The sequence below is a fragment of the Nocardioides sp. B-3 genome, from assembly GCF_024703895.1.
GTDB lineage: Bacteria > Actinomycetota > Actinomycetes > Propionibacteriales > Nocardioidaceae > Nocardioides.
The window spans coordinates 3,688,448-3,708,116 of sequence record NZ_CP087968.1 but is presented as its reverse complement, the minus strand read 5'-3'; the positions used below and the strand labels follow the sequence as shown (position 1 = coordinate 3,708,116).

The window sequence follows — 19,669 nt, the reverse complement described above, 5'->3', positions numbered from 1 at the left end:
TCAACGAGGCCTTCGCGGTCCAGTGCTCTCCCTCCTCGACCACTACGGCATCGCCGACGACGACGCTCGCGTCAACCCGTTCGGCGGCGCCATCGCCTTCGGTCACCCACTGGCCTCGTCGGGCGTGCGACTGATGCTGCAGCTGTCGCGTCAGTTCGAGCAGGACCCGTCCAAGCGCTACGGCATCACGACCATGTGTGTGGGGCTCGGCATGGGCGGCACGATCGTCTGGGAGAACCCGAACTGGAACGGCAACACCGAAGGGGAGTCCAAGTGAGCGACGTCATCACGCGGGCCGAGGCGCTCGTCACCGAGGCCGAGGTCATCACGCAGGCCAAGCTCCGCAAGGTCACCCTCCCGGGTGCTGCGGGGGTCATGGGCCTGATCACGCTCGACAACGGCTTCGACCACACCAAGCCGAACACGTTCGGCCCGGGATCGCTGGTCGAGCTCGACAAGGCGATCGACGCGGCCCCCGGCCGACGACGAGATCAACGCGATCGGTGTCACCGGCAAGCCGTTCATCCCGGCCGCCGGCGCCGACCTGACGGCGCTCCGCTCGGCCGGGTCGGCCGACGCGATCCGCACGATCGCCGAGCTCGGCCACTTCGTCTTCGGCAAGCTCGACTCCACGGTCGGTGGCAAGAAGTCGTTCGGCTTCATCAACGGCCTCGCCCTCGGCGGTGGCTTCGAGGTCGCGCTCAACTGCGACTACCGCACCGTGCTCGAGTCCATCCCCGCCGCTGGGCTCCCCGAGGTCATGCTCGGCCCGGTCCCCGGCTGGGGCGGCGCCCGGCTGGTGCCCAACCCGGTCGGCGCCGGCACCGCGGTGAAGGTCGCGCTGGAGAACCCGCTCAACCGGGGCAAGGTGCTCAAGGGCCGGGGAGGTCTTCGACCTCGGCCTCGCCGACGCCATCTTCGGCGGCGCCGACTACCTCGAGCAGTCGCTGCTCTGGGCGTCCCTGGGTGCTCACCGGTGACGTCACCGTCGAGCGTCCCGAGGTGGACCGCGGCCGGGCATGGGACGACGCCGTCGCCCGGGGTCGTGCGGTCGCCGAGGGCAAGACCGGTGGCAAGTCCGTCGCTGCGACCCGCCTGCTCGACCTGATCGAGGCCGCGAAGACCAACACCGGGGCCGAGGGCTTCGCGCTCGAGGACCGAGCGCTGGTCGACCCGGCGATGACCCCGGAGCTCGACGCCTCGCTCTACTCGTTCGACCTCACGCAGAAGCGTGCCAAGCGTCCGGCAGGTGCCCCCGACAAGGCCCCGGCGCGCAAGGTCACCAAGGTCGGCGTCATCGGCGCCGGCCTGATGGCCTCGCAGTTCGCCCTGCTCTTCGTCCGTCGCCTCAAGGTGCCAGTGGTCCTCACCGACCTCGACCGGGGAGCGCGCGGACAAGGGTGTGTCCTACGTCCACGCCGAGATCGACAAGCTGGTCGCCAAGGGCCGCCTGACCACCGACGGCGCCAACCGCCTCAAGGCGCTGGTGACCGCCGAGGTCGACTACGCGAAGGCCTTCTCCGACGCCGACTTCATCATCGAGGCCGTCTTCGAGGAGATGGGCGTCAAGAAGACCGTCTTCGCCAACGCGGAGAAGGTCGCTCCCGAGCACGCCGTCTTCGCGACCAACACCTCCTCGCTCTCCATCACCGAGATGGCAGCGGACCTGGCGCACCCGGAGCGAGTGGTGGGCTTCCACTTCTTCAATCCGGTCGCGATCATGCCCCCGGTCGAGATCGTCAAGGGCGAGACCACGTCCGACGAGGCGCTGGCGACGGCGTTCGCCACGTCCGGGGGCCCGGGCAAGACCTCGATCCCGGTCAAGGACTCGCCGTCCTTCATCGTGAACCGCCTGCTGGGCCGGTTCATGGGCGAGGTCGCCGGGATCGCCGACGAGGGCACCCCGGTGCCCGAGGTCGACAAGGCCTTCGCCGGCCTGTCGCCGATGCCGCCGTTCGTGCTGCTCGGCCCGGTCGGTCCGGCCATCGCGCTGCACAACAACGAGACGCTCAACCGGGCGTTCCCCGATCGCATGTACGTCTCGCCGAACCTGCAGAAGGTCGTCGAGGCCAAGATCGGTTCGTGGTACGCCGCCGACGGCACCGTGGCCCCCGAGGTCGAGGCGCTCGTCGTCCCGGCCGCCGACCCGGTCGTCCGGTCTGTCGAAGAGATCCGCACCGCGGTCCTCGAGGCACTGGCCGACGAGATCCGCCGGATGCTCGACGAGGGCGTCGCGCTGGCGCCCGAGGACATCGACCTCGCGATGATCATGGGTGCCGGCTTCCAGTTCTGGAACGGTGGCATCACCAAGCTCCTCGACCGCGAGGGCGTCTCCGAGAAGGTCAACGGCAAGCGCTTCCACTGAGCACGTGAATCACCGGTCCCCGGCCCCCTCCCCTCGAGGGATGGCCGGGGACTGGTCATTTCCGACCATGCAGGTCTGACCGCTCGGGGCACCCTGTTCCAGCTCAAGTAGCTCGACAGGAGCGGGGGCGGAGGGCGTCCGGCCAACTGGCCGGACGCCCTTGTCGCGTCTCCCAGCGAACCTTTCGTGTGGGTGAGATCGTCATGTCGGGTGAACTGACACCACGAGCACCACAGGAGCACCACATGGCACGACGCGATCCGGCGGACTTCGCCGAGTTCGTCGCTGCGCGATCGCCTGCCCTGCACCGCGCGGCCTACCTCATGGTCGGCGAGCGAGGCCTCGCCCGGGACCTCGTCCGGAGGCCCTGACCAAGACGTACGTCGCGTGGCCGCGATTGCGCGATCCAGCGAACGCCGAGGCCTACACGCGCAAGGCCATCACCACCACGGCGATCTCGTGGTACAGGCGCAAGTCCCGGCAGGGCGAGCCCCCGACCGAGACCCTGCCCGAGGGCGCGCGAGCCGGGCACGACGAGGCGGTGACCCAGCGCGAATGGCTGTGGAACGCACTCCGGGAGCTGCCGCCACGCCAGCGCGCGGCCATCGTGCTGCGCTTCTACGAAGACCTGACCGAGGCCCAGACCGCCGCCGCGATGGGCTGCGCCGTCGGCACCGTGAAGAGCCGGGTCTCGGTCGGACTGGCCAAGCTGCGTGCCCAGCTCGGCGACCGGTTCGGCGACCGGGCCCGGGACCTCCTCCCCGCAACCCTGATGACGGTGATCCCATGACCGACCTCCTGACCGAGCTCATGCACGACAAGGCCGACTCTCTCGGTCCCCCCGACCTCGACGTGCTCGAGATGGTGCGCGAGGGCAACCGCCGCGTGGGGCGCCGCCGCAACGCGGTCATCGGTGCCACGGTCGCGGCAGTCGTCGTCGCGGCGTTCGCCGTACCCACCATGCTGGTGAACGGCCGCGACACGGCGCGTGACGTCGCCCCGGCGTCCGCCTTCGCCACCCCGCAGCCGGCCTTCGCGACCGGCAGCATCGTGCACGTGGGCACCGAGCAGTTCGACGTCGGGCAGCCGGTGCAGTCGCTCTTCGTCACCACCGAGGGCATCGTCTTCGCCATCGACGACGGCACCGTCTTCGCCACCGACGGGACCGGGCAGCCGGAGGAGATCGGCACCGCCGATCTCGGCCGCGGATCGTTGATCGGCAACGGCTCACGCGCCGTATGGATCGATCCGCAGCCCGGTGGCGCGCCGGTGTTCACGGTCTTCGACCGGGCGACCGGCGAGACGATGGAGGCGGACTACGACACGGCCGGAGAAGGCGCGACGGAATACCACCCGACCCTGTTCGCGATCGACGGCGACGACGTCTACTTCCGCGACGCCCGCGGGGTGATCCGCTGGAACGTCGAGTCGGGTGACCTGACCGGGCTCGGACGTCCGGAGGGCGCCGAGATCTTCGACGTGAAGTCCGGGGTGATCGCCCACTCGCTGCCGCACAACACCGACTACGAGGTCTTCGCCGCGACGGAGTTCGGCGCAGGCGCCCCGCCTCGACGTCATGGGGGTCCGCGGGCTCAACCCGTCGGGGAACGCTGCTGCTGGGACAGGTGGACGACGGCGGTGCCGTGGTCGCGGACACGCGTGACGGCTCGATCACGCCGCTGTCGACGCCCGGCTACGGCCAGCTCATGCCCTACGCCCGGCTGGACGAGGACAGCTTTGCCGCTTACGCCCTGAAGCGGGACACCGAGAGTCGTCAGTACGACGTGCTGGCCTGCGACGTCGGCGGTGCGTGCACCGTCGTCAGCACCGACCTGCCCAACTCGGTCTCGTGGTCGGTGGGCTCCCGGGGGACGGTCAGCTGACTGTCCGGGCTCTCAATCCTTCACCGAGTAGTCCGGCGCGGGCACGCCGTGGCCCCGGCCGACGCGGCTGTTCTTGTAGCCGTAGGTGAAGTAGATGAGGAAACCGAGCCCCATCCAGACCGCGAACCGCAGCCACGTCTCCGCCGTGAGGTTGAGCATCAGGAAGACGCAGATGGCGGCGGAGAGCCACGGCAGCCACGGCGAGAACGGCACCCGGAACGACCGCTCGAGGTCGGGGCGGCGCTTGCGCAGGATCGGTACGGCGATCGACACGAGCGCGAAGGCCGAGAGCGTGCCGATGTTGACCATCTCCTCCAGCTTCCCGATCGGCGTGAGCGACGCAACCGGGGCGACGACGAGGCCGATCGCGACCGTGATCCGCACGGGCGTGCCGGTGGTCGGGTTGACCTTGGCGAGGGCCAACGGCATCAGGCCGTCGCGGCTCATCGCGAAGAACACCCGGACCGCACCGATCAGCAGCGTCATCACCACGGTGGTCAGACCGGCCACGGCACCAGCGGAGATCAGGGTGGCGTAGCCGTCCTTGCCTTGCGCGACGAATGCGTTGGCGAGTGCCGCGTCGGGGGTTGATCTCGTCGTACTTCACCATGCCGGTGATCACCAGCGCCACGGCCATGTAGAGCACCGTGCAGACCAGCAGCGAGCCGATGATGCCGCGCGGCAGGTCCTTCTGCGGGTTGCGCGCTTCCTCGGCCGTCGTCGCCACGACGTCGAAGCCGATGTAGGCGAAGAACACCAGCGACGCCGCGAAGAGGATGCCGGCCGTGCCGTAGACCCCCGGCGCACCGAAGACCGACTGGATCACCGGCGTGTGCAGCCAGTTGCCGGGGTTCTCGCCCGGAGCGCTCTCGGGCACGAACGGCTTGTAGTTGTCCATGTCGATGAACTGGATGCCGGCGAAGATCACGAACAGCACCACGAAGAGCTTCAGCGCGACCGGGGCGAGGTTGATCCGCAGGGACTCCTTGATTCCGAACGCCACCAGCGCGGTCAGCACGAGGACGAGCAGGAAGGCGGCGAGGTTGAACGTGTCGCCGTACCCGAGACCCTCGGGCCAGCCGACGCCGATCTGGCCCGGGGAACGTCTCGAAGTAGGACGCCCAGCCCTGCGCGACGACCGAAGCGCCGAGCATCAGCTCGAGGATCAGGTCCCAGCCGATGATCCACGCGACCAGCTCGCCCATCGTGGCGTAGGAGAACGTGTAGGCCGACCCGGAGACGGGGACGGTCGAGGCGAACTCGGCATAGCAGAGGGCGGCCAGACCGCAGCAGAGCGCCGCGATCGCGAACGAGAAGATCACGGCGGGCCCGGCGTAGGCCTGAGCGACACGGCCCGTGAGGGTGAAGATGCCTGCCCCGATGATGACCCCGATCCCGAAGACCGTGAGGTCGAGGGCCGTCAGGCTCTTCTTGAGCTTGTAGTCAGGGTCCTCGGTGTCGGCCATCGAGTGCTCGATGGACTTGGTGCGCATCAGGTTCATCCGAGCAACGTAGACCCGAGCCGGGGCTACTCGCGAGTCATCCGTACGTCGCCACGATCCGCTTCGCCGCCTCGCGGGCCAGCTGCGCTGAACCCATCTGCAGCGTCTGCTGCAGCTCGTCGTCCCGGTCGTCCGGGTCGACAACGGCGAGCGCGTCGAGCAGGCGCCACAGCATCGGTTCGCCGTACATGTCGACGATCGCCTCGCAAGCCCACCACGAGATGCCGTAGTGGGCGGCCCGGTCCTCGTCGTTGTAGTCGAGGTCGGCAGGCAGCTCGTCGATGCCGACCTTCGCCGCGTCGATGGCGGCCTGGCTGATCAGCCGCAGCTCCTCCGGCAGCGGCTGGACCGAGACCCACTCGGCGATGCCTTCGCCCAGCCAGTGGGTACGTCGTCGTCGAGGCTCCCGAGGGCGACGTGGGTGAGCTCGTGGCGGACCAGCCGGGCGAGCTGTTGCGGGTCGCTGTCGAGCATCCGCGGGTGCAGCAGGAAGCGGGTGCTCGCGAGCGGGGCGTCCTCCTCGCCGTCGAGCTCGGCCGGGACCGGGAAGGACACCGCGTCGAGCGCGTCCGGCTCCGGGGTCGGCAGGTCGTCGAGGCCCTCGAGCAGGTCGGTGTCGGACAGTGCGTAGACAACGACGTGCCGGTCCCACTCGTAGGGCACGACCCGGCCGACCTGACCGATGCCTTCCTGGACGGTCCGGATGACGGCGCCTGCCTTGTTGATGCTCCTGCGGTCAAAGATGCCCGGGACACCACCACTGTCGACGACCGAGATCGCCCGGCTGTCCCGGGGCTGGACGTCCACCTCGTTGCGCTGCTCCCACGACCGGTCCCGGTCGCTCGCGATGAGCAGGCCGGCCCCACCGGCCCGTCGAGTGAAGTGGAAGCGCGCCGGCCGGACGACGGGCAGGGCGTCGTAGCCGTCGAGCTGGAGGTGCACCCGGACCACGGCGTCGTAGCCTCCGGCTGTGCGCACCAGAGTGCTCTCATCGACTCGGTAGGCCAGCTTGCCGATCGGGAGCTGGCTGAGGTTGGCGTAGTAGACGTTCGCGGTCCAGAAATCCTGTTCGGCCGGGTCGACCGTGGCCGGGAACGCCCGCTGGTCCTGCTTCCGGAGGGCGCGCGCCCGCTGACGCAGCACCTGCTCCATGAGTGGGATGACCTCGACCGTCGGTGTCTCGCCCGGCGGCGCCTCCCGGGCCGGGTCCGCGGTGCAGCCGGTGAGCGCGGGGGCGAGCAGCAGCGCGAGGGTGGCCAGCCGTGCGGCGTACGGCCGGACGCGCGCCTCAGGCCCGGTGATCGACATCGTGGAGGGCCCGACCGTCGGCGACGGCGGTGACGTCCTCCACGATCCCGCGCGCAATGGTCTGCGCGTCGAGGCCGACGCGGCTCAGGATGACATCGCGCTTGGCGTGGTCGAGGAACTCCTGCGGGATGCCGTGGAGTCGGAAGGGCGTGGTGACGCGTGCGTCGTTGAGGGTCTGCAGCAGCACCGCGCCGCAGCCGCCGATCCGGCCGTTGTCCTCGATGCTGACGACGAGCCCGTGCTCACGGGCGAGCTGGACGATCGCGGGGTCGACCGGCTTGACCCAGCGTGGGTCGACGACCGTCACGCCGATGCCCTGCGCGGTGAGGCGTTCGGCGACGTCGACCGCGGTGGTGCACATCGAGCCGACCGCGACGATCAGCACGTCCTGCTCGCCCTCGCGGACGAGGACGTCGGCGTCGCCGGCCTTGTCGATGGTGTCGATGTCGGCGGGCGGCGGACCCTTCGGGAAGCGCACCACCGTGGGCGCGTCGTCGACCTCGACGGCCTCGTCGAGGAGCTCGCCCAGACGGGTCACGTCACGCGGCGCGGCCAGCCGCAGGCCCGGCACGACCTGCAGGATCGACATGTCCCACATGCCGTTGTGGCTGGCGCCGTCGTCACCGGTCACACCGGAGCGGTCGAGGACGAAGGTGACGCCGCACTTGTGCAGCGCGACGTCCATCAGCACACGGTCGAAGGCACGGTTGAGGAAGGTCGCATAGACCGCGAAGACCGGGTGCAGGCCGCCCATCGCCAGACCGGCCGCGGACGTGGTGGCGTGCTGCTCGGCGATCCCGACGTCGAAGGTACGCTCGGGGAAGCGGGTGGCGAAGGTGTCGAGCCCGACCGGGTGCATCATCGCCGCGGTGATCGCGACGACGTCCTCGCGTCGCTCGCCGATCTCGACGATCTTGTCGGAGAAGTGGTCGGTCCAGATGCGCCCCTTCGGCTTCTCGGCACCGGTCTGGACGTCGAACGGACCGGGCGCGTGGAACTGGTCGGCCTCGTGCCGCTCGGCCGGGTCATAGCCGTAGCCCTTGCGGGTGATCGCGTGCACGATGACCGGCCCGCCGAACTTCTTGGCGTGCGTGAGCGCGGACTCCATCGCCTCGCGGTCGTGGCCATCGACGGGACCGACGTACTTCAGGCCGAGGTCCTCGAAGAGCCCCCTGCGGGGCGAGTGCGTCCTTCATGCCCTTCTTCACGGCATGCAAGGCCTCGTACGCCGCGTGGCCGACGCCCGGAACCGCGTTGAGCCGCTTCTTGACCCGGTCGAGCACCTGCTCGTAGCGGGGGTTGGTCCGCAAGGTGGTCAGCGCGGTGGCCAGTCCGCCGATGGTCGGGGTGTAGGAACGCTCGTTGTCGTTGACGACGATCACGAGCCCGGAGTCGCGGGCGATCGCGATGTTGTTCAGCGCCTCCCGTGCCATGCCGCCGGTGAGCGCGCCGTCGCCGATCACGGCCACGACGTGCCTGTTCTCACCCTTGACGCGGTAGGCCTTGGCCAGCCCGTCGGCGTACGACAACGAGGTCGAGGCGTGCGAGTTCTCCACGATGTCGTGGTCGGACTCGGCCCTGGCTGGGGTAGCCGCTGAGGCCGCCCTCCTTGCGGAGCGTGCCGAAGATGTCGTGGCGGCCGGTGACGAGCTTGTGGACGTAGGCCCGGTGGCCGGTGTCGAAGACGACGCGGTCGCGCGGGGAGTCGAAGACCCGGTGGATGGCCAGCGTCAGCTCGACGACGCCGAGGTTGGGACCGAGGTGGCCGGAGTTGGTCGCCACGGTCGCGATCATCAGATCGTGGATCTCCGCCGCCAGCGCGTCGAGCTGCCCGGCGGAGAGCGCGCGCAGGTCCTGCGGCGACGTGATCGACTCGAGATGACCCATGGCGGGGAGTCTATTTCATGTCAGGTCGTGGACCGCCACCGCAGGCTCGTGCAGGCTCCCCATCCACACCCGGCCTGCGTGCTCGCGGACGCCCGTGACCATGTGGTAGCCCGTGTCGGGCAGGTCGATGTCGTGGACCGGGGTGCCCGCGTCGTCGTAGGCGTGCACCCGGATCGTCCGCTTCGGCTTGGGCTGGAGGGCCTCGGGGATCTTGGTGACCAGCTTGCGGATCGCGAGGGGTGCGGTCTGGAGTCGCTCGACGAGCGGGTCCTTCGGCGACGCGATGGTCACCCAGATCAGGCCGTCGCTCCCCCCGCGAGATGTTGTCGGGGGTAGCCGGGCAGGTCCGGACCAAGAAGTCGCGCTCGCCCTGCCGCGGCCCGGCGATCCACCAGCGGACCACGGTCCGCGCGCCGGTCTCGGCCACGGCCACGAACTGCTCGTCGCTGCTGAGGGCGACCCCGTTGGCGAAGGCCAGATCGTCGATGACGACGGTGGCGGTGCCGTCGACATCGCGGCGGACCAGTCGACCGGTGCGGGTGTGCTGGACGAAGTCGTCCTTCCACTCATGGATGCCGTAGTGCAGCGAGGAGTCGCTGAACCAGATCGTGCCGTCGCTCGCGATCGCCGCGTTGTTGCAGAAGCGCATCTTCGCGCCGTCCGAGTCGGTCAGCAGCGTCTCGGTCGAGCCGTCGGCGACGTGCACCACGAGCAGTCCGGCATCGGCGTCGCAGACCAGCAGGTCGCCGTTGTCGAAGAGCTCAAGGCCGAGCGGTCGGCCGCCCGTATCGGCGATCTTGTCGATGCGCCGGCCGTCGGGGGCTCAGGCGCCAGATGAGGCCGTCCTCCGTGCCGGTGAAGACGCTGCCGTCGGGCGCGACGACGACGTCTTCGGCGCCGGGGCCGGGGACGTGGTGGACGGTGAGGCTCATGTGGTCGCTCCTGCGAGTCGGCGGTAGTGGTCGGAATCGAGGAAGGCCGGCACGATCACGCCGGCCGCGGAGCTGAGGTCGTGCCGCCGGGCGGCGCCGGGGCTCGACGAAGACGATCTGGCGCCCTTCGTTGCACTCGATGTCGGCGTCGGTGAGGTCGGTGGCGGCGACGAAGACCTGCATCCGGTCCCAAGTGCCGTAGGCGTGCCGGTGGTCGACCGGGAACTCCGCGTGCAGCTCGAGGCACCCGGGCTCGAGGCGCACCCCGGTCTCCTCCTCGAGCTCGCGGTAGGCAGCGGCCTCGAATCCCTCCCCGGGCTCGACGTGGCCGCCCGCGAGTCCCCACTTCTCCGGGTCGATCCTCGGGTGCTGGTCGCGCCCCCGGAGCAGGATCCATCCGCGCCGATCGACCGAGGATGATGCCGGCGAAGCTGCGTCGACCATCGACACCGTCAGGGTCAGTGGAGGCGTTCACGGTCGCGACCCTAGTCGGTCGGCCGAGGGTTCCTTGGACTTGAGTCTTCTCGAGACTCAGGTCATAGGCGGGCGACGTAGCGCCGCCCACGCACGCGTCCTCGACCAGCCCGACGGCGCGTCGAGTGGCGAGCAGGCGGGCCTCGTCGAGCTGGAAGGTCTGCACCGCGGCCTCGACCACCTCGAGGGTGGCGACGTCCTTGAGGTCGGCCCGGATCTGGCTCAGCCCGCGACGACAGGCCGCCTGCTGCGCCTCGACGTGGAGTACGGCGAAGCGCGCGAGCACCACGACATGGCGCCGCAGCCCGGTGTAACGGCGGTACTCGGCCGGGCACAGGTCCAGCAGCCAGCTCGCCGCCGTGACCTCCCAGTCCGGCGCGTCGGGCGGCCGCACCTCACGTGGCCATCCGGGTGGCGAGGCATAGGTGGGCACCCACCCAGTCTATCGAACATGCGTTCGATGTGTCATTCAGGCGGGAAGTCCCGCGCGAACAGCTCCTCGGAGCAACGCCAAGTCGGGATCTCGCAGCCCCGCACAGTCGTGCCGCCACCACACGTCGGGGATAGACCACCCGGCCGGTCATCCAGTCGGCCCGCGAGTCGAACGGCACGACCTGGAAGGCCGCCTCGGGCGTGCGTCGCGACGGCGCCTCGAACCCGAACGTGCTGGCCCCGGTGAATCCGCGGCGTCCGTAGAACTCCGGACTTCCTTCGAGGAACAGCGCCGGCCTGCCCAGCTCACGGGCGGCCTCGATCGCCGCCGTCACCAGCGCAGTGCCGATGCCGTGCGACTGCTTCGAGGGCAGCGCGCTCAACGGGCTCAGCATCGCCACGTCGACCAGCTCCTGCCGGGCGTCCAGCCAGCAGTGGCTCACCCCGACGTGCCCGACCAGCTCGTCGTCGATCACGGCCACGATCTCGGCCAGCACGAGCCCGGTGGACCGGACCTCGGCCCACAGGTCCGCGACCTTGTCGCCCTCGCCCGGCTCCTCGGCCCCGAACGCCGCCCGGATGCACGCGTCGATCGCGTCCCGGGTCGGCCACGCTCGCGGGCCACAGCGTCATGCTCATGCGCTCATCATGCCGAGGTCGTCGGCTCGCCGTCGACGTCGACACCGCCGTGGCACGACGCGAGCGGCTCGGGCGCGGTGTGCCCGTCGCCGTACTCCCTCAGGAAGAGGCCCAGCCGCTCGTCGTCGGCCCCGTCCAGCACGAGCTGACGCCCCCTGAGGCGGTGACGACGACCGGGCCGGGCAGTCCGTCGTACGGCGACAGGATCCCCTCTTCCGGGAGCACCCCGGCGAGGCGGGCGACGTCGTCCTCGTCGAGGCCGGGCGTGTAGGTGATCCAGACGGTGCCGTGCTCGAGGGCGTGCACGGCGTTCTCGTCGGGGACCTCGGTGTCGTAGACGCCGCACGCCAGCCACCGATCCGCGTGCGGACCGCCGACCGGGGGCACCACGTCGTAGTCCACGTCGCCGCTGACGTGGTCGACCGGCACCTCGCCGTACACGACGACCGCACTCAGGTCAGGCGGCTGCACGGTGCGCCACACGACCGGGATCACCAGCGCGCCCGCCAGCAGGACGACGGCCATCGTCACCGTCGCCGCCGGGACGTAGCGGCCGGGGCGAGTGGGCTCGAAGTCGGGCTCGTGGACTGGCCCGCTCACGGACGCAGCGCCGACTCGATGCGCTCAACCTTGGCGCTCAGCTGTCCTTCGTATCCGGGACGGATGTCGGCCTTGAGGACCGGGCCGACCCTCGGCGACACCGCGGCGACCACGTCGACGGCGCGCTTCACGACGGCCATCACCTCGTCCCACTCCCCCTCGATGTTGGTGAACATCGCGTTCGTCTCGTTGGGGAGGCCGGACTCGCGCACCACGCGCACGGCGGCGGCCACCGCCTCGGTCACCGAGCCCGTCTCGTCAGCGGAGGTCGGGCTGATGCTGAAGGCAACGATCATGGGCCAACGCTAACCACTGGCCAGCACGCCAACGGGCGCCGACCCCGCTTTCGCGGAGTCGGCGCCCGTTGGCGTAGTTGCTGAGATCAGCTCTTGAGCAGGCTGCGCAGGACGTACTGCATGATCCCGCCGTTGCGGTAGTAGTTGGCCTCGCCCGGGGTGTCGATGCGGACCACCGCGTCGAAGCTCACGTCGCCAGCCGTGACCTTGACGGTCTTCGGCGTGCGGCCCTCGTTGAGCTCGGTGATGCCGGAGATCGCGAAGGTCTCCTCACCGGTCAGGCCGAGGGACTCGGCGTTCTGGCCCGCGGGGTACTGCAGCGGGATGACGCCCATCCCGATCAGGTTGGAGCGGTGGATGCGCTCGTAGGACTCCGCGATCACGGCCTTGACGCCGAGCAGCGAGGTGCCCTTGGCCGCCCAGTCGCGCGACGAGCCTGGAGCCGTACTCCTTGCCGGAGAGGACCACCAGCGGGATGCCCGCCGCGACGTAGTTCTCGGAGGCCTCGTAGACACTGGTCACCTCGCCACCGGCGGTGAAGTCACGCGTGACGCCACCCTCGGTGCCGGGCGCGAGCTGGTTGCGCAGGCGGATGTTGGCGAACGTGCCGCGGATCATGACCTCGTGGTTGCCACGGCGCGAGCCGTAGGAGTTGAAGTCACGCGACTCGACACCGTGCTCGGCGAGGTAGCGGCCGGCCGGGCTGTCCTTCTTGATCGCACCGGCAGGGCTGATGTGGTCGGTCGTGACCGAGTCACCCAGCTTGAGCAGCACGCGTGCGCCGGTGATGTCCTCGACCGGGGACGGCTCGTGCGGCATGCCGTCGAAGTAAGGAGGACGACGGACGTACGTCGAGCTCTCGTCCCACTCGAACGTGTTGCCCTCGGGCGTCGACAGCGACTGCCAGCGCTCGTCGCCGGCAAAGACGTCCTTGTAGGACTCGCCGAACATCTCGGAGTTGATCGCCATGGCGATCGTCTCCTCGACCTCGGCCGGGCTGGGCCAGATGTCCTTGAGGAAGACGTCGTTGCCGTCCCGGTCCCGGCCGAGCGCGTCGCCGAACAGGTCGAGGTCCATCGAACCGGCCAGCGCGTAGGCCACCACGAGCGGCGGCGACGCGAGGTAGTTCATCTTGATGTCGGGGTTGATCCGACCCTCGAAGTTGCGGTTGCCCGACAGCACGCTGGTCACGGCCGAGTCGGCCTCGTTGACCGCGGCCGAGACCTCGGGGATGAGGGGACCGGAGTTGCCGATGCAGGTCGTGCAGCCGTAGCCGACGAGGTTGAAGCCGAGCTTGTCGAGGTACGGCGTGAGGCCGGACTTCTCGTAGTAGTCACTGACCACCTTGGAGCCCGGAGCGAGCGTCGTCTTGACCCGGGGCTTGCGCGCGAGGCCCTTCTCCACGGCCTTCTTGGCCAGCAGCGCGGCAGCGATCATCACGCTGGGGTTGGAGGTGTTGGTGCAGGAGGTGATCGCCGCGATCGTGACGGCGCCGTGGCCGATCTCGAACTCCTGACCGTCCGGGTTGACGGTCGCCGTGGCGTCCTTGTTGTCGGTGTAGTCGGCCGGGGCCGTCTGGAAGCTGGCCTGCGCATTGGTGACCTCGACCCGGTCCCGGGGGCGCTTCGGGCCGGCGAGGCTCGGGACGACGGTGGAGACGTCGAGCTCGAGCTTCTCGGAGTAGCGCGGCTCGGCGCTGGGGTCGTGCCAGAGGCCCTGCTCCTTGGCGTAGGCCTCGACCAGCGCGAGCTGCTCCTCGGAGCGACCGGTCAGGCGGAGGTAGTCGACGGTCTGCTGGTCGATCGGGAAGACCGCAATCGTCGAGCCGAACTCCGGGCTCATGTTGCCGATCGTGGCCCGGTTGGCCAGCGGCAGCGCGGAGACGCCGGGTCCGTAGAACTCGACGAACTTGCCGACGACGCCGTGCTTGCGCAGCATCTCGGTGATCGTCAGCACCGGGTCGGTGGCGGTCGCACCCTCGGGCAGGTCGCCGTTGAGCTTGAAGCCGACGACGCGCGGGATGAGCATGGAGACGGGCTGGCCGAGCATCGCCGCCTCGGCCTCGATGCCGCCCACGCCCCAGCCGACGACACCGATGCCGTTGACCATGGTGGTGTGGGAGTCGGTGCCGACGCAGGTGTCTGGGTAGGCCTGCAGCTCGCCGTCGACCTCACGGGTGAAGACGGTGCGGGCGAGGTGCTCGATGTTGACTGGTGCACGATGCCGGTGCCGGGCGGGACGACCTTGAAGTCGTCGAAGGCGCCCCCGGCCCCAGCGCAGGAACTGGTAGCGCTCGCGGTTGCGCTCGTACTCGATCTCGACGTTGCGCTCGAACGCGTCGGCCGAACCTGAACACATCGGCGATCACGGAGTGGTCGATCACCATCTCCGCGGGCGCCAGCGGGTTGATCTTGGTCGCATCGCCACCGAGCTCTGCCATGGCCTCGCGCATCGTGGCGAGGTCGACGACGCACGGCACGCCGGTGAAGTCCTGCATGATCACGCGCGCCGGCGTGAACTGGATCTCCTTGTCGGGCTCAGCGGTCTCGTCCCAACCCGCGAGCGCCTTGATGTCGTCGGCGGTGATGTCCGCGCCGTCCTCGGTCCGGAGGAGGTTCTCGAGCAGCACCTTGAGGCTGAACGGCAGCGAGTCGACGTCGAGACCGTCGCCAACCACCTTGTCCAACCGGAAGATCTCGTAGGACTTGCCGTCCACATCGAGGGTGCTCTTGGCGCCGAAGCTGTCCTGACTGGCCATCCGCCACATCTCCTGAGTTTTCTCGTGGATCACTGAGCCGTTGCGGCCCATCTTGCCGCCGCCGGGCGAACCCGGGGAAGCAAGGCGACCCTAAGTTCTAGGTCCGTCGTCCTGCACGGTTTGTCTTGATATCAAGATACATGACGCCGAGAGAGGTGTCACGCGATGCCCGCGCCGTCGCGTCGCCTTCACTCGTTGAGGTGCTCGCGCCAGTCGGCGGGCACGCGTCCGGCCGGACCGGGGACCGGCTGGTCATCGGGGTGGGCCGTCGGAGGTGCCACCTCCGGCCCGAGCACACCCTTCTCCTTCACATAGTCCCAGAACCACGACTCCCCCGGCTCGAACGACTGGATCACCGGGTGCCCGGTGTCCCGGAAGTGCGCGGTCGCGTGCTGGGCGGGCGACGTGTCGCAACACCCGACGTGGCCGCACTCCACGCACCGACGCAGGTGCACCCACCAACCGCCGGTCTCGTCACACTCCGCGCACCCCGACCCGCTCGGCGCGGGGCTGCTCTCGCTGCCGTTCGTCGTCATGTCCCTCGACGTTACTCACGCCGGGGGTCGGCACGAGTCGGAAGTCGTCGGGCCGCCGGTTGCGCGACCTGCGTGTGTCGGCGCACGCCCACTCCGGAATCGTCATCGGCGCGTGTCGTCTCGGCTGCCACCCTTCCCTCGCCTCCGCCACCAGCTCGCGCCACGTCGGGTGGTCTGCAAGATCCGCGGTCGTGGGCGGGCGCGACGCCCCCCAACCCCTGCTGTAGCGCACCCGGGGCAGGCCCGGGTCCTTGGACCGGCACAGGATCTGCCCGGAACCGGGGGGTCATGTCGGCTCCCTCGGGCACCCACCACCCTTCGGCCCACACAAAGGTGTGCGCCGGATAGCGACGATTCGCTGCGTCCCTCGCCGTGGCCACCTTCATCGGCGCAACCTGCTCCCCGCCCTGCTCCCCGCCCTGCTTCACGGCTGCCAAGCTCAAGTTCACCGGAGTCCGGGACACGCGCCAGCATGCGTGCCGACGGCGACGTGCGCCCGGTCTCCCACTTGGCCACGGCCGACTGGGAGACGCCCAGCCGCTCCGCCAGCTCTCGCTGCGACCACTTCGCCGGGCGGCGTACGCGCCGGATCATCCCGGATGTCTCCACCTCGAGCGGCGACGACGCTCCGCTCGCCCCGGGCACTTCTCTCGTCTCGGTCTCCATCCTTCTCCCCCGATGCCTGCTCGACCTGTCTTCGATCCATCAGAGCAGCAGCCACCGACACTGATCCCTTTGACCTGAGTCTCGGACGGACTCAGGTCAAAGGGATCAGGGCAAGGGGACGCGAGCCGGGGCCGGGGGCCGGGCGGCGAGGGTCAGCCGGCCCGGTGGTCCGAGGGGCAGTGGTCAGCGGGTGAGGAGCGCGACGCACTCGACGTGGTGCGTCATCGGGGAAGAGGTCGAAGGCGCGCAGCTGCTCGGAGGCGGTAGCCGTGCTCGGCAAAGATCGCGACGTCGCGAGCCGGGGCGGCCGGGTCGCAGGCGACGTAGGCGACTGCCCGCGGCGCCCGGTCCACCACCTGCTCCACCACGACCCGCTTGGCGCCTTCACGCGGGGGTCGAGCACGACGAGGTCGAACGGTTCGTCGTACGCCGACGCGAGCACCTTCTCCACCGCACCGCACGTGACAGCGGCGCCCTCGTGGGCGGCCGGGTTCGAGATCGCGTGGCGCGAGGCAGCCCTGTCGGCCTCGACCGCGACCACCCGGGTGCCGGATCCCACGGCCTCGCCGAGGAGGCGGGCGAAGAGGCCGACGCCGGCGTACAGGTCGAGGACCCTCTCCCCGGGCAGGGGGTCGAGCATCCCGAGCACGGTCGAGACCAGCGTCGACGCCGCACCGGGGTGCACCTGCCAGAACCCGTCAGGCTCCACCGGGAAGTCGTGTCCGGAGACGGTTTCGGTGATCGCCGGGCCGGGCTCGGGCGTGCGGGCGTCGGGGTGTGCGATCAGGCAGTCGTCGACCGGCACCACGCGGCGCGAGCGGTGGGCACGGAGGCCGCGCAGGCCGTCGGGAGTGTGCGCCCACTGCATCCGGGTGCGCCAGCGAAGGCCCTCCTGATCACCGGGAACGGCTTCGACGGTGACATCCACGTCCGGGCCAGCGAGCCGGCGGAGCTGCTCGGAGACCACGGCGGCCTTGAGGTCGCGCTGGGCGGGCAGGGAGACGTGCTGGAAGTCGCAGCCGCCACACAGACCGGGGCCGGCCACGGGACAGGGCGCGGGCACCCGATCGGGCGACGCCGAGAGCACGCTGACGGCGTCCCCACGCCAGAACCGGTCACCGTCAGAACCTTCGGTGATCTCGACGACCACGCGCTCCCCCGGCAGGCAGTGGCGCGTGAACACCACGCGTGCCCGGGGCTCGGTGTCCGACGGGGCCGGGCGGACGATGCAGTGACCGCCGTGCGCCACCGGTCCGACGACCGCCTCGAAGCGTTCGCCGACCCGCGTCCGCCCGCGCTCCTTGCGCGGTCGTGCGTGGCGGCTCACGGGTCGATCTGCCGGTCGTAGTCGACGTCGCTGGTGTCGCGCACGCGTCCGCGGCGGAGGTCGCCCGCCTGCACGCGATTGTCCTCGCGGGAGCCTCGCTCCTCGGCGATGGTGGACGAGCGCAGCTGGTAGGGCACCGAGATGACCATGACGCCCGGTGTGAAGAGCAGGCGGCCCTTGAGCCGCAGGGCGGTCTGGTTGTGCAGGATCTGCTCCCACCAACGGCCCACGACGTATTCCGGGATGTACACGGCCACGACCCCGCGCGGGCTGGAGCGGCGGATCTCCCGGGCGTACTCGACGATCGGGCGGACGATCTCGCGGTAGGGCGAGTGCAGCACCTTCAAGGGGGTGTCGAGGTTGCGCTCGTCCCAGTCCTCCAGCAGCTTGTTGGTGGCGGCCGGGTCGATGGAGACGTAGATCCCCTCGAGCAGGTTGGGACGGGTCGCCTTGGCGAACGCAAGGGCACGCAGCGTCGGCTTGTGCAGCTTGGAGACCAGCACGATGGCGTGCACCCGGGTCGGCAGCAACTTGTCCTGCTCGTCGGCGGCGAGCTCGACCTCGACCATGGCGTAGTGGTTGCTGATGCCCTTCATGATCATGAAGAACACGACCATCGCGATGATCGTGATCCACGCGCCCGCCGGGAACTTGGTGACCAGCACGATGATCAGGACGACCGCGGTCATGCCCGGGCCGAAGGTGTTGATGGCCCGCGAGCGCAGCATCAGACGTCGGGCCGCCGGGTCGGTGGTGTCCTTGAGGTGCCGGGTCCAGTGCCGGATCATTCCGAGCTGGCTGAGGTTGAACGACACGAAGACCCCGACGATGTAGAGCTGGATCAGCTTGGTCGTCTCCGCGTTGAACGCGATGATCAGGACGATCGACATGGCCGCCGGGAAGACGATGCCGTTGCTGTAGGCCAGCCGGTCACCGCGCGACCCGAGCGAGGCGCGGCGCGAGCCCGTCGTGGGCCGGGATCGACCCGAGCACCGGGAAGCCGTTGAAGGCCGTGTTGGCGGCGAGCACCGGGATGATGCCGGTCACCGTCACGACGAAGTAGAAGCCGGGCGAGAAGCCCCGGAACACGCCGTGCGCGATCTGCGAGATCACCGGGTGCTGCTCGTAGTTGCCGGGCAGGGCTCCCCCGGCGGCGGTGCGCAGCCGTTCGAGCTCGTGCGGGTCGACGTACCGGATGCTCATCTGCTTGGCCAGCACGATGACGCTCATCATCATCGTCACGGCGATCAACCCGAGCAGGAGCAGCGTCGTGGCGGCGTTCTTGCTCTTGGGCCGCTTGAAGGCGGGGACGCCGTTGGAGATGGCCTCGACCCCCGTCAGGGCCGCACACCCCGACGAGAAGGCTCGCGCCAGCAGGAACACCATCGCGACCTGTGTGAGCGGGGCCGTCCCAGCCCTCCGCGGGGTCGATCTGCAGGTGGGCGCTCTCCGCCTTCGGCAGGTCACCGAGCAGCAGCTGGACGAGGCCGTAGGCGCACATGCCGAGGATCGCGACCATGAACAGATAGGTGGGTACGGCGAAGAACGCACCGGACTCGCGGACCCCGCGCAGGTTGAGCGACGCCAGCACGATGACCGCGGCCGTGGCCACCATCGCCTCGTGCCCGATCAGGAACGGGATCGCGCCCGCGGCATACTGCGAGGCCGACGAGATGGAGACAGCAACCGTCAGGACGTAGTCGACGAGCAGGGCGCTGGCCACCGTGATGCCAGCGTTGCGGCCGAGGTTGACCGTGGCCACCTCGTAGTCGCCACCGCCGGACGGATAGGCGTGCACGGTCTGTCGGTAGGACGCCACCACGGTGAGCATCACCGGGGCGACGACGAGCCCGATCTTCCAGCTCCGAGTGTACGCCGAGACGCCGGCCACACTGAGCATGATGAAGATTTCGTCGGGCGCGTAGGCGACCGACGAGAGCGCGTCACTGGCGAAGACAGGAAGCGCGATCCGCTTCGGGAGGAGCGTCTCGCCGAGCTGGCTGCTGCGGAGCTTGCGTCCGAGCAGAATCCGTTTTGATACGTCGCCGACACTCACGAGGGGAC

The 19,669-nt window shown here is 69.7% G+C and carries 22 protein-coding genes and 6 pseudogenes; 8 read left to right on the top strand and 20 right to left on the bottom strand.

Going from position 1 to position 19,669, the window contains the following annotated elements; genetic code table 11:
* Window positions 1-22: 22 nt before the first annotated feature.
* The 7 genes from LP418_RS31500 to LP418_RS24560 all read left to right on the top strand — a co-directional run bounded on the left by LP418_RS31500 (window position 23) and on the right by LP418_RS24560 (window position 4,248).
* A complete protein-coding gene (locus tag LP418_RS31500) occupies window positions 23-277 on the top strand; it encodes a hypothetical protein (protein WP_336275806.1) in 255 nt (84 codons plus the stop codon).
* A gap of 213 nt (window positions 278-490) precedes the next feature.
* Entirely contained in the window at window positions 491-1,108 is a 618-nt protein-coding gene (locus tag LP418_RS24585; RefSeq protein ID WP_336276130.1) for an enoyl-CoA hydratase-related protein, read from the top strand.
* A 294-nt stretch (window positions 1,109-1,402) separates the two neighbouring features.
* Entirely contained in the window at window positions 1,403-2,365 is a 963-nt protein-coding gene (locus LP418_RS24580) for a 3-hydroxyacyl-CoA dehydrogenase (RefSeq protein WP_257954059.1), read from the top strand.
* Window positions 2,366-2,568: 203 nt separating this feature from the next.
* Window positions 2,569-2,736: a hypothetical protein gene (locus LP418_RS24575; protein ID WP_257954058.1), complete on the top strand. Its 168-nt coding sequence runs from the start codon at window positions 2,569-2,571 to the stop codon at window positions 2,734-2,736.
* A gap of 26 nt (window positions 2,737-2,762) precedes the next feature.
* A complete protein-coding gene (locus LP418_RS24570) occupies window positions 2,763-3,155 on the top strand; it encodes a sigma-70 family RNA polymerase sigma factor (RefSeq protein WP_257954057.1) in 393 nt (130 codons plus the stop codon).
* Complete coding sequence (locus tag LP418_RS24565) at window positions 3,152-4,120, top strand: hypothetical protein (protein ID WP_257954056.1); 969 nt, start codon at window positions 3,152-3,154, stop codon at window positions 4,118-4,120. The genes LP418_RS24570 and LP418_RS24565 overlap by 4 nt, the downstream gene beginning before the upstream one ends.
* On the top strand, window positions 4,072-4,248 hold the full coding sequence (locus LP418_RS24560) for a hypothetical protein (RefSeq protein WP_257954055.1): 177 nt from the start codon (window positions 4,072-4,074) through the stop codon (window positions 4,246-4,248). Before LP418_RS24565 ends, LP418_RS24560 begins: the two co-directional genes overlap by 49 nt.
* A gap of 12 nt (window positions 4,249-4,260) precedes the next feature.
* Here LP418_RS24560 and LP418_RS24555 read toward each other — a convergent pair whose 3' ends face one another.
* From LP418_RS24555 to LP418_RS34480, 18 genes and pseudogenes are all read right to left on the bottom strand, one after another.
* Window positions 4,261-4,773: an amino acid permease gene (locus LP418_RS24555; RefSeq protein WP_257957173.1), complete on the bottom strand. Its 513-nt coding sequence runs from the start codon at window positions 4,771-4,773 to the stop codon at window positions 4,261-4,263.
* A gap of 121 nt (window positions 4,774-4,894) precedes the next feature.
* A pseudogene (locus LP418_RS24550) lies at window positions 4,895-5,251 on the bottom strand (amino acid permease); the annotation flags it as partial.
* A gap of 160 nt (window positions 5,252-5,411) precedes the next feature.
* A pseudogene (locus tag LP418_RS24545) lies at window positions 5,412-5,714 on the bottom strand (amino acid permease); the annotation flags it as partial.
* A 73-nt stretch (window positions 5,715-5,787) separates the two neighbouring features.
* Window positions 5,788-5,940: a hypothetical protein gene (locus LP418_RS24540; protein ID WP_257954054.1), complete on the bottom strand. Its 153-nt coding sequence runs from the start codon at window positions 5,938-5,940 to the stop codon at window positions 5,788-5,790.
* Window positions 5,941-6,068: 128 nt separating this feature from the next.
* Window positions 6,069-7,058 (bottom strand): hypothetical protein, encoded by a 990-nt coding sequence (locus tag LP418_RS24535; protein ID WP_257954053.1) that lies wholly within the window; start codon window positions 7,056-7,058, stop codon window positions 6,069-6,071.
* Window positions 7,039-8,945: pseudogene (dxs, locus tag LP418_RS24530) on the bottom strand (1-deoxy-D-xylulose-5-phosphate synthase). Before dxs ends, LP418_RS24535 begins: the two are co-directional and overlap by 20 nt.
* Before the next feature lie 10 nt (window positions 8,946-8,955).
* Window positions 8,956-9,651 carry an SMP-30/gluconolactonase/LRE family protein gene (locus tag LP418_RS24525; protein ID WP_257954052.1) on the bottom strand — a complete coding sequence of 232 codons (696 nt, stop codon included), beginning with the start codon at window positions 9,649-9,651 and terminating at the stop codon, window positions 8,956-8,958.
* A gap of 55 nt (window positions 9,652-9,706) precedes the next feature.
* Window positions 9,707-9,877 (bottom strand): hypothetical protein, encoded by a 171-nt coding sequence (locus LP418_RS24520; protein WP_257954051.1) that lies wholly within the window; start codon window positions 9,875-9,877, stop codon window positions 9,707-9,709.
* Between the two features lie 198 nt (window positions 9,878-10,075).
* Window positions 10,076-10,321: pseudogene (locus tag LP418_RS34490) on the bottom strand (NUDIX domain-containing protein); the annotation flags it as partial.
* A 92-nt stretch (window positions 10,322-10,413) separates the two neighbouring features.
* Complete coding sequence (locus tag LP418_RS34485; RefSeq protein WP_442940001.1) at window positions 10,414-10,686, bottom strand: hypothetical protein; 273 nt, start codon at window positions 10,684-10,686, stop codon at window positions 10,414-10,416.
* 60 nt (window positions 10,687-10,746) lie between these two features.
* Window positions 10,747-11,364, bottom strand: coding sequence for a GNAT family N-acetyltransferase (locus tag LP418_RS24510; RefSeq protein WP_257957172.1), 618 nt, complete (start codon window positions 11,362-11,364; stop codon window positions 10,747-10,749).
* A gap of 157 nt (window positions 11,365-11,521) precedes the next feature.
* Window positions 11,522-12,022 (bottom strand): DUF3105 domain-containing protein, encoded by a 501-nt coding sequence (locus tag LP418_RS24505; RefSeq protein ID WP_257954049.1) that lies wholly within the window; start codon window positions 12,020-12,022, stop codon window positions 11,522-11,524.
* On the bottom strand, window positions 12,019-12,318 hold the full coding sequence (locus LP418_RS24500) for a thiamine-binding protein (RefSeq protein WP_257954048.1): 300 nt from the start codon (window positions 12,316-12,318) through the stop codon (window positions 12,019-12,021). Before LP418_RS24500 ends, LP418_RS24505 begins: the two co-directional genes overlap by 4 nt.
* Window positions 12,319-12,404: 86 nt before the next feature.
* Window positions 12,405-12,701, bottom strand: coding sequence for a hypothetical protein (locus tag LP418_RS24495; protein WP_257954047.1), 297 nt, complete (start codon window positions 12,699-12,701; stop codon window positions 12,405-12,407).
* Window positions 12,589-14,676: an aconitate hydratase AcnA gene (gene acnA, locus LP418_RS24490; protein WP_257954046.1), complete on the bottom strand. Its 2,088-nt coding sequence runs from the start codon at window positions 14,674-14,676 to the stop codon at window positions 12,589-12,591. Before acnA ends, LP418_RS24495 begins: the two co-directional genes overlap by 113 nt.
* Before the next feature lie 64 nt (window positions 14,677-14,740).
* A pseudogene (locus LP418_RS24485) lies at window positions 14,741-14,815 on the bottom strand (hypothetical protein); the annotation flags it as partial.
* 449 nt (window positions 14,816-15,264) lie between these two features.
* Entirely contained in the window at window positions 15,265-15,612 is a 348-nt protein-coding gene (locus LP418_RS24480) for a UBP-type zinc finger domain-containing protein (protein WP_257954045.1), read from the bottom strand.
* 102 nt (window positions 15,613-15,714) lie between these two features.
* The gene (locus LP418_RS34480; protein WP_442940318.1) at window positions 15,715-16,149 is read right to left on the bottom strand and encodes a helix-turn-helix domain-containing protein; all 435 of its coding nucleotides are present in this window, start codon (window positions 16,147-16,149) and stop codon (window positions 15,715-15,717) included.
* Between LP418_RS34480 and LP418_RS24475 the strand changes: the two genes are divergently transcribed.
* Window positions 16,085-16,342, top strand: a complete 258-nt coding sequence (locus LP418_RS24475) for a hypothetical protein (protein WP_257954044.1) — start codon at window positions 16,085-16,087, stop codon at window positions 16,340-16,342. The two genes, LP418_RS34480 and LP418_RS24475, sit on opposite strands and share 65 nt — an antisense overlap.
* A gap of 27 nt (window positions 16,343-16,369) precedes the next feature.
* Here LP418_RS24475 and LP418_RS24470 read toward each other — a convergent pair whose 3' ends face one another.
* On the bottom strand, window positions 16,370-17,605 hold the full coding sequence (locus LP418_RS24470; protein ID WP_442940000.1) for a class I SAM-dependent RNA methyltransferase: 1,236 nt from the start codon (window positions 17,603-17,605) through the stop codon (window positions 16,370-16,372).
* Window positions 17,602-19,661 (bottom strand): annotated as a pseudogene (locus tag LP418_RS34475) (APC family permease). Before LP418_RS34475 ends, LP418_RS24470 begins: the two are co-directional and overlap by 4 nt.
* Between the last annotated feature and the right edge of the window lie 8 nt (window positions 19,662-19,669).